The following is a 7,833-nucleotide window of genomic DNA, read 5'->3' as shown; positions in this document are numbered from 1 at the left end:
TACACCCACGGTGTTGTGGGTTCCGCACCCTTCACACGGGTCAGGAACCCACAACACAATGGGTGAACCCACCGTGCGGGGACAAGCGCGGCCGTCCAGCGCGGCCGTCCAGCGCGGGCGCCGACTCGGTCACCCGGGCCCGGGCCCTCAGGCACCCGGGCCCGGACCCACCCGCGGATCGGTCACAAGAACCGGATACCCCTTCGGGTCACAAGGGCCGGATACCCCTTCGGGTAGGAGTTACGCCGGCGAGATGGGTCCGGGGTCAGGTGGAGGGGTTCTGGCGGGCGAGGTCGCGCTTTTCGGCTTGCCAGCCGTCTTCGTTCTTACCGAGACGCCAGTAGCCGGAGAGCGAGACCTGGTCGCGGGGGAGGCCGCGGTCCTGGAAGAGGTTCTTGCGGATGCGGAAGACGAAGCCGGCCTCGCCGTGGACGAAGACGTGCGCCGTGCCGTTGGGGAAGTCAAGCGCCTCCACGGCGGCCACCAGGGCGTCACCGCGTCCACCACCCGCACCCGCGCGGTGAAACCAGCGGACGTCAAGGTCGCCGGAGCCGCCGAACTTCTGCTCCTCGGACGGGTCGGCCACCTCGACCAGCACTGTGGCACGCACTCCCGGCGGCAACTGCTCGACCGCAGAACCGATGGCGGGCAGGGCGCTCTCGTCGCCCACCAGGAGGTGCCAGTCGGCAGCCGGATCCGGCGAGTACGCGCCACCGGGACCGTTGAACCACAGCACGTCCCCCGGCTGCGCGGACGCCGCCCACGGACCCGCGACACCCTCGTCGCCGTGGTGCACGAAGTCGATGGTCAGTTCGCGGGTCGCCTCGTCCCAGTGCCGGACCGTGTACGTCCGCATGGTCGGCCAGTCCTCGGCGGGGTAGGTCTCACGGACTACGCCCATGTCCAGCGGCTCCGGGTACTCGACGCCGTCCTTGCAGAACAGCAGCTTCACGTAGTGGTCGGTGAAGCCGTTGTCCGCGAAGTCGTCGGAGGTGAGTACGACCCGGATCATGTGCGGAGTGATCCGCTCGGTCCGGAGGACGACGGCGCGCTTGCAGACGCGGTTGCGGCGGGGTTCGGTGGTGGTCACGCGAGTCCTCTCGGGCGGGGAAGTTAGGCTCACCTAACTCAGCCTAACCCACCCGCCCGAGCCGCGCTCAGGTTCCGCGGATGTAGAAGGTCTTGCCGGCGCCCGCGACATACGAGCGGCACGCCGGGAAGTAGACCCGGTAAGGGATCAGGCCGCGGTACGCCGGTTGCGCGCTCACGGTGAACCGCCCGGACTGCCGCACGGCGCCGGAGCTGACGGTCCGCCATTGCGATGCGCCGTACAGCCGCTGCAGATGCACCGGACACTTGTACGGCGCACCCGCGACCGAACCGTTGACCGGGACAACGGTCCCGACCGGCGCACTGGTCTTCGACGGCGCCGCCGACACAATCGCCGGCCGCGCCGGGACGAACGAGAGCCAACCGTTCGCCGTTGGATTGCCCGGAAGTAGCAGACACGTGATGGGCATCCACGAACCGCCCGGGTAGGCCTTCGTCACGACGCCGTTGGTGTCGGTCAGGTGCGTGGAGCGGCCACCGAAGTACTCGACACACCCGCTGTCGGTGCCGAGGAACACGCGGAGCCGCGAACCGTACGGCTTACCCGTCTGCGCGTCCGTGACCGCCCAGCGAATCGTGTACGGCGAGTTGAACGGCACCACCTTCGGCGTCACCAGCGCGGTGATCTTCGGTTGGTGCGTGCCGGTGACGGTGATCGACGGACCGGCGTACGGTGTCGGGTCGGTCATCGGCGGGCTCGGTGGGAAGAACGGACCGGTCATCACGCCGGTCACCTTGAAGGTGCCGTTCGCCGTCGACGGGACGTGGAGCGGTCCGCTCCACGTCCCGGCCGCCTTGTTGCGGACCAGATCGGTGGAGATCAGCCGGTCGGCCTGACCGGCGCCACCGGTGCGTTCGAGGATGACGTTCACCGGCGCGTCGCTGTCGTCCGGACGACCGGTGGCGTACGACCCCGTCACCGTGACCGTGACAGGCGCCGTGTTCAACCCGCTCACGGCAACGCTGGTCTTGTTCAGCGTCACCGACTCGATGTGCAGGTCCGGGTCCGGCGCGGCCCCCGCCGGCAGCGGTACCGCCGACAGCGGAGCGGCCAGCAGCGGCACAGCGAGCAGCAGAGCGAGCAGACGGCGCATCAGGTCACACCCCTCGGATGGAGAAGACGCGGCTGACCCCGGCGAGGTAGTGCCCGCACTTCGGGAAGTAGACGCGGTACGGGATCTGGCCCTTGTACGCCGGTTGCGCGCTCAGGGTGAACCGTCCGCTCTGCCGGATCGCGCCGGTGCCGACGGTCCGCCACTGCGAGGCGCCGTACAGCCGTTGCAACTGGACCTTGCACGCGGACGGCGCACCCATCACCGAGCCGTTGACCGGGACGATCGTGCCGACCGGCGCGCTGGTCTTCGACGGTGCCGCGGAGACCACGCCGGGCCGGGCGACGACGAGTCCGAGGCCGCCGTTCGACGCCGGATTGCCGGGCAGCAGGAGGCAGTTCACCCAGTCGGCGGCCGAGGCGGCGTACGACTTCGTCAGCAGACCGTTGGTCCCGGTGAGATCGGTGTAGCCGGGTCCGAAGTACTCCGCGCAGATGTTGTCGGTCCCCAGGGCCACGCGCAGCCGCGAGCCGTACGGCTTCCCGGTCTGGGCGTCGGTGACGGCCCAGGTGATCTTGAAGGGGGAGCCGAACGGGACGACCTTCGGGGACACCGATGCGGTGATCTTCGGCTGGTGCGTCCCAGTGACCGCGAGCGAGGGACCGGCGTACGGCGTCGGGTCGGTCATGCTCCCGCTGCCGGGGAAGAACGGGCCGGTCAGCACGCCGGTCACCTTGAACGTCCCGTTCGCTGTGGACGGTACGTGCAGCGGTCCGCTCCAGGTGCCGTTCGCCAGCCGCGGCAGGTTGGTGGAGAACAGCGTCCGCTGCATGCCGGTGCCGCCGGTGCGTTCGAGGATGACGTTCACCGTCGTCTTGCTGTCGTCCGGACTGCCTGTGTCGTAGCTGCCCTTCACGGTGACCGTGACCGGCGCGGTGTTGAGGCCGCTGACCGCGACACCGGTCTTGTTCAGCGTGACGGAGTCGATCTTCAGATCTGGATCCGGCGCGGCCTCGGCAGCGGCCGGGAACAGCGCGAGCACCAGCGGTACGGCGGCTAGCGCCGCGAGAAGTCGGCGTTTCATCATCACGTCCCTCGGAGGTAGAACGTCTTGCTGAAGCCCGCGACGACACTGCCGCAGGTCGGGAAGTGGGCGCGGTACGGAATCAGCCCGCGGTACGCCGGTTGCGCGGTGAGCGTGAACCGCCCGGACTGTCGTACCGACCCGGAGTTGACGGTCCGCCACTGGGAAGCGCCGTACAAACGCTGCAGGTGCACCGGGCACGAGTTCACCTGGTAGACCGAACCGTTGACCGGGACAACCGTCCCGACCGGTGCGCTGGTCTTCGACGGCGTCGCCGACACGACGGCCGGGTGCGCCACGAACAACCACTGCCCGGCGATGTAGTACGGGTCGGTGTAGAGATGCGCGCAGTTCAGCATGCGGCCGTCAGCGGCTGTGTACGACTTGGTGATCAGACCGTTCGTCCCGGTCCGGTACAGCGGGCTGCCGCCCTCGGCGCACGGAGTGTCGACGCCGAGGCCGATCGGGATCCGGGTGCCGTACGGCTTCCCGGTCGCGGTGTTCGTGACCGCCCACGTGATCGTGTACGGCTTGCCCCACGGCACCACCTTCGGATTCACCGACACGGTGATCCTCGGCAGGTTCGTCCCCTTCACAGTCAGCGTCTGGCCGGCGTACGGCGTCGGATCGAGGGGCGTGCCGCCACCGGGGCCGCCGTACGGACCGGTCATCACGCCGGTGACCTTGAACGTGCCGTTCGCAGTCGAGGCCACGTTCAGACGGCCGGTCCAGGTGCCGTTCGCGAGCGTGCCGGCGGTCCGCCGGAGGTCCGCGGACACGATCGAGTCCCGCGGGCCGGTGCCGCCGGTGCGCTTGAGCAGGACGTTCAGGACGAGGCCGTCGTCGGCCGGCTCACCGGAGTGGTAGCCGCCCTTGACGGTGACGTTGACGGGGTAGGTGTTCAGGCCGGACACCGCGACCGACGTGCGGTCGAGGGTGACCTGAGAGATGGTCAGGAAGGGATCCGGGGCGGCCTGGGCGGCCGGCGCACCACCGAGCATGACTCCTGCGAGCGGCGCAGCCAGCACCGCCGCAAGTACTCGTTTGATTCGCATGGTCCAGAGCGTGGCAGCGGACCGGTGCAGGGGCCAGCTTTTCCGCCCGTTTCCGCCCAAGTGTGCGCGATCGGGCCGGACCCACTGGACCGGTTGCCGCCCTGTTCACGGCCAGATCGCGGCGACCCACTCCGGATGGTCGATGAACGGGTTCCGGTTGTGTTGGAACTGGCTGTAGATGACCTCGTTGCGGTTCCGCTCGAACGCGTCCGGCGGGTCGGCCGCGGCCCAGGCCTTCAGCACCGAGAGCTTGCCGATGTACGGCGCGCTGCCGTTGCCGACCGAGTTGTTCAACTCGAGGTTCGCGAACCCGTCGTCGCCCTCGTAGCGCACCGCCATGTAGAAGATCATCCGCGCCACGTCACCGCGGACCGCCGCGCGCGGCGCGAACGAGTCCGAGTCCGCCGTACAGCCCGAGCATTGCGCGACCGACGTACCGCCGTTGTCGAAGTCGAGGTTGCCGCGTGCCGAGTTCACCGTGACGTCCTCCGGGCGGAGGTGGTGGATGTCGGTGCCCGGTCCGGTCGCGGTGCCGAAGTCGCCGTGGGACTTGGCCCAGACGTGTTCGCGGTTCCAGTCGTCGGCGTCGCCGCCCTGGCTGCTCTTCGCGATCGAGCGGCCGGAGTAGATCTCGATCACGTTGTTGCTGTTGTTCGGATCCTGGTCGGTGACCTTCAGCGCGTTCCAGACCTGGTCGTAGCTGAGCTTGGTCTGGTCCGAGATGATCGTGTGCAGCGCAGCCTTCAGCGCAGACCCGGTCTTGCCCTCGGTGCCGGCGTAGTAGTCACCCGGATCGGGCCCGGGATCCGACGAGCCGCCGCCGCTGAAGGCGGTCGCGTTCTTCAGGCCCGCGTGCGAGAAGTACGCCGTGAGCGTGCCGGTGACGGTGATCCGCGTACCGAGCAGACCCGGGTTGCTCTGCAGCCCGTACGACGCGCGGAACGCGGACGGGATCTGCACGTAGAGCATCGCCGACGTACTGGTCTGGGACGCCGAGTCGGCCAGCGCCAGCGCGTAGTCGTTCGGGAAGTTGCTGCGGACCACGGTGCTGGTCGCGGTCGGCTGACCGACCACGTACCCGGTGACGGAGGCGACCGAGCCGTCCTGCCGACCGATCGCCGTACTCACGGAGATCGCGGTCGCGGCGTTCGACGGGGTGATGCCGAAGCCGAGCAGGGCCAGGACGACGGTGACGAGCACGACCGGACGGAAATGTCGGGACACGGTGACTCCCAGGGGCGGGTGGGGACCGAACGCCGGTAAGTCTGCCCCGGATGGGCGGCCGGCTAACAAACACTTGCTGAAGACCTGGCAACAAGGTTGAACCGGTGGGGCGGTCAACGAGTGAGTGTCGTTGACCACCCCACCTGGGTGAATGGGCCCCCATCAGGCCGTGACGGACCGCCGCAGCCTGCTCTGCCCACACACCAGCGAGGCGCCACTGGCGGGCGGCACCTCACCGTCGAAGGGTGGCGTAGAGCGGACGCCGTTTACGGACCGTACTCACTTCGGCACGCGTTGTCCATGGCTGCCCCGAGGTCATCTCACTCTTCGACCGGTAGCATCGCGCGGGTGGACACCCGGTCAGCGCCGTTACGGCTGTTCAACTCGCTCGGACGTCGCGTCGAGGACTTCACTCCCGCCGCGGACGGCATCGTCAAGCTGTACACCTGCGGCCCGACGGTCTACAGCTACGCCCACATCGGCAACCTGCGCGCGTACACGTTCGCGGACACGCTGCGCCGGGCGCTGCTGTGGAAGGGGCTCCAGGTCGAGCACGTCATCAACATCACCGACGTCGGCCACGCGGTCGCGGAGGCCGAACTCGGCGAGGACAAGCTCGAGGTCGCGGCCGCCCGCGAACGCCGCTCGGTCGAGGAGATCGCGGCGATGTACACCGAGGCGTTCTTCGCCGACCTGGACCGGCTGAACATCCTGCCCGCGCACCACTATCCGCGCGCCACGCAGTACGTCGACGAGATGATCGAGTTCGCGCAGCGCCTGGTCGAGCGCGGGTACACCTACGAGATCGAGTCCGGGCTGTACTTCGACACCTCGAAGGACCCGACGTACGGCGAGCTCGGCCTGATCGACCGCAACGCCCAGCTCGAAGGGGCCCGCGTCGAGGAGGTACCCGGCCGACGCTCGAAGACCGATTTCGCACTGTGGCGCGCCGAGCCGCCCGGCCAGCTGCGGGCGATGCGCTGGAACTCGCCGTGGGGCTGGGGTGCGCCCGGCTGGCATCTGGAGTGCTCGGTGATGAGCATGCTGCTGCTCGGCGAGCATTTCGACATCCACACCGGCGGGATCGACCACCGGCAGCTGCATCACGTCAACGAGATCGCGCAGAGCGAGGCGTACCTCGGGGACGGGCAGCCGTGGGTGAAGTTCTGGCTGCACAACGAGTTCCTGCAGCTCGACTCGGCGAAGATCTCCAAGTCCGCGGGACACGTCCTGACCGTGAGTGTGCTGGCCGAGCAGGGCTACCACCCGCTCGCGTACCGGTTGTACCTGCTCGGCGGGCATTACCGGGCCCAGCTCGAGTTCACGACGAGCGGGCTGGACAGCGCGCAGAACACGCTGCGCCGGCTGGTCCGTCGTACGGCGGCACTCGGCGAGCTGCCGTCCGTGACGACCGTGGCCGAGGCCCGCGCCGCGGCCGGCGACGACGAGGCCGCCGTCAGGGTGATCGAGCAGATCGACGAGGCGATCAGCTCCGACCTCAACACGCCGCGGGTGCTCGCGCTGCTGCAGGAGTCGCTGCGCGATCAGGCACTGACCGAGCAGGGCCAGCGAGCCGTCGTCGCCGCGAGCGCCGCCGTCCTCGGGCTGCCGTTCGGCACGCTCACGCCGGCCGATCTCGAGCCGAAGAGCGAGCTACCTGCCGTCGACGAGGCCGCGGTCGAACAACTGGTCGCGGACCGCGAAGCGGCCCGGGCCGCAAGGGATTGGGCCCGCGCCGACGCGATCCGCGCAGAGCTCACCGAGCTCGGCGTCCAGGTCACCGACACCCCCGAAGGCCCCACCTGGACCCGCGTCAGCTGAGCTCATCCGGGCCTTCTGACTGAGGTGCGGGTCGGGTCCTGCCGGCGGAGGGTGTGGTCGGTCGCCGTCTGCGTGCGGGAGAGCCGGGGTGACGAGGGCGTGGGGACAGGATGGGTTGACCCCTCGTGTTGGGGGTTCTCCGTTGGCGTACGAGCAGACAACCCCCAACAGGAGCGGATATCCGGGTCTCCTGACTGAGGTGTAGGTCGGCTTCTGCCGGCGGAGGGTGTAGTAGGTCGCCGCCCGGGGTGAGCATGGCCGGCGTGATGAGGCGTTGGGGTAAGCGCGCGTGGGGATTGTGTTGTCACCGTGGATCTATGGAGGGTTTTCTGCCTATGGCGGGGCAGAATCCTCCACTGTCACGCGGAAAATCCTCCTAGATGATTGATGCACGGCCCGAAGGTGTGCACGCTCGACAGTTAGTGTGGTGCGGGGCGGGTGTGTTCGGTGTCTGGTTCACGCTCAGCTGTGGCCCCTGGCACGGGAC

The 7,833-nt window shown here is 68.8% G+C and carries 6 protein-coding genes; 1 reads left to right on the top strand and 5 read right to left on the bottom strand.

Annotated features, from left to right (window positions below; translation table 11 throughout):
- Window positions 1-265: 265 nt before the first annotated feature.
- The 5 genes from AB0B82_RS35095 to AB0B82_RS35075 all read right to left on the bottom strand — a co-directional run bounded on the left by AB0B82_RS35095 (window position 266) and on the right by AB0B82_RS35075 (window position 5,525).
- Window positions 266-1,090: a siderophore-interacting protein gene (locus tag AB0B82_RS35095; protein ID WP_360178819.1), complete on the bottom strand. Its 825-nt coding sequence runs from the start codon at window positions 1,088-1,090 to the stop codon at window positions 266-268.
- 67 nt (window positions 1,091-1,157) lie between these two features.
- Window positions 1,158-2,204, bottom strand: coding sequence for a hypothetical protein (locus tag AB0B82_RS35090; RefSeq protein ID WP_360178816.1), 1,047 nt, complete (start codon window positions 2,202-2,204; stop codon window positions 1,158-1,160).
- A gap of 4 nt (window positions 2,205-2,208) precedes the next feature.
- Window positions 2,209-3,246: a hypothetical protein gene (locus AB0B82_RS35085; protein ID WP_360178813.1), complete on the bottom strand. Its 1,038-nt coding sequence runs from the start codon at window positions 3,244-3,246 to the stop codon at window positions 2,209-2,211.
- Between the two features lie 2 nt (window positions 3,247-3,248).
- Entirely contained in the window at window positions 3,249-4,301 is a 1,053-nt protein-coding gene (locus AB0B82_RS35080; protein WP_360178810.1) for a hypothetical protein, read from the bottom strand.
- A 105-nt stretch (window positions 4,302-4,406) separates the two neighbouring features.
- The gene (locus AB0B82_RS35075; protein ID WP_360178807.1) at window positions 4,407-5,525 is read right to left on the bottom strand and encodes an endonuclease; all 1,119 of its coding nucleotides are present in this window, start codon (window positions 5,523-5,525) and stop codon (window positions 4,407-4,409) included.
- A gap of 348 nt (window positions 5,526-5,873) precedes the next feature.
- On the opposite strand from AB0B82_RS35075, the gene cysS reads away from it, so the two are divergent.
- Complete coding sequence (gene cysS / locus AB0B82_RS35070; RefSeq protein WP_360178804.1) at window positions 5,874-7,346, top strand: cysteine--tRNA ligase; 1,473 nt, start codon at window positions 5,874-5,876, stop codon at window positions 7,344-7,346.
- The last annotated feature ends 487 nt before the right edge of the window (window positions 7,347-7,833 follow it).

This window comes from Kribbella sp. NPDC048915 (assembly GCF_040649595.1).
Taxonomy (GTDB): domain Bacteria; phylum Actinomycetota; class Actinomycetes; order Propionibacteriales; family Kribbellaceae; genus Kribbella.
Note: the sequence above shows the minus strand (reverse complement) of the source record. Positions and strands in the feature narration are given on the sequence as shown.

Bases quoted from the DNA above. Each gene is read 5' to 3' on its own strand.
- AB0B82_RS35080 (WP_360178810.1), bottom strand. From the start codon at position 4,301: ATGCGAATCAAACGAGTACTTGCGGCGGTGCTGGCTGCGCCGCTCGCA.
- AB0B82_RS35085 (WP_360178813.1), bottom strand. From the start codon at position 3,246: ATGAAACGCCGACTTCTCGCGGCGCTAGCCGCCGTACCGCTGGTGCTC.
- AB0B82_RS35090 (WP_360178816.1), bottom strand. From the start codon at position 2,204: ATGCGCCGTCTGCTCGCTCTGCTGCTCGCTGTGCCGCTGCTGGCCGCT.